2 protein-coding genes are annotated in these 920 nt (G+C 71.6%); both read left to right on the forward strand.

What is annotated here, in order from left to right; translation table 11 throughout:
- Window positions 1-795: methylenetetrahydrofolate reductase [NAD(P)H] (metF, locus tag ESG85_RS07065; protein WP_128977173.1), on the forward strand; the 795-nt coding region annotated here is incomplete at its 5' end.
- On the forward strand, window positions 788-920 hold a 133-nt coding region (locus tag ESG85_RS07070; RefSeq protein WP_164986183.1), incomplete at its 3' end, for an adenosylhomocysteinase. The genes metF and ESG85_RS07070, both read left to right, overlap by 8 nt.

Consider the following 920-nt stretch of genomic DNA (forward strand, 5'->3'; position numbering starts at 1 on the left):
GACGCGATCCGGCGGGTCGAGGCGCTGGCACCGGACTTCGTCTCCGTGACGTACGGCGCCGGCGGCTCGTCCCGGGACCGGACGATCGAGGTGACGAAGCGGATCGTCACGGAGACGACGCTGCGGCCGGTGGCGCACCTGACGGCCGTCGGCCACTCGGTCGCCGAGCTGCGCGCGATCATCGGCGCGTACGCGGACGCGGGCGTACGGGACGTCCTCGTCCTGCGCGGCGACCCGCCGGGCGACCCGCGCGGCACGTGGACGCCACACCCGGACGGCTTCACGTACGCGTACGAACTCGTCGAACTCGTGCGGTCACTGGGCGAGTTCCGGATCGGAGTGGCGGCCTTCCCCGAGTGCCATCCGCGCTCGGCGGACCCGGCCGCCGACCTCGCGCACTTCGTCGCCAAGTGCCGGGCGGGCGCGGACTACGCGATCACCCAGATGTTCTTCGACCCCGAGGACTACCTGCGGCTGCGCGACCGGGTCGCCGCGGCCGGCTGCGACACCCCGATCATCCCGGAGATCATGCCCGCCACCGACGTCCGGCAGATCCGCCGCTTCGCCGAGCTGTCGGACGCGGCCTTCCCCGAGGACCTGGCGCACCGCCTGGAGGCGGCGAAGGACGACCCGGCCGCCGCGTACCGGACCGGCGTCGAGCACGCGACCGCGATGGGCGAGCGGCTGCTCGCCGAGGGCGCGCCGGGACTGCACTACATCACGCTCAACAAGTCGACGGCCGCACTCGAAATCCACCGATCGATCCACGCCTCAAGGAGCCTCGCACGTGTCTGAGTTCACGGACCCCGGATTCACCGACTTCAAGGTCGCCGACATCGGTCTCGCGGAGTTCGGCCGCAAGGAGATCACGCTGGCCGAGCACGAGATGCCGGGCCTGATGGCCATCCGCAAGGAGTACG

It is taken from the genome of Streptomyces roseicoloratus (genome assembly GCF_004117935.1).
In the GTDB taxonomy this organism is placed as follows: Bacteria; Actinomycetota; Actinomycetes; order Streptomycetales; family Streptomycetaceae; genus Streptomyces; species Streptomyces roseicoloratus.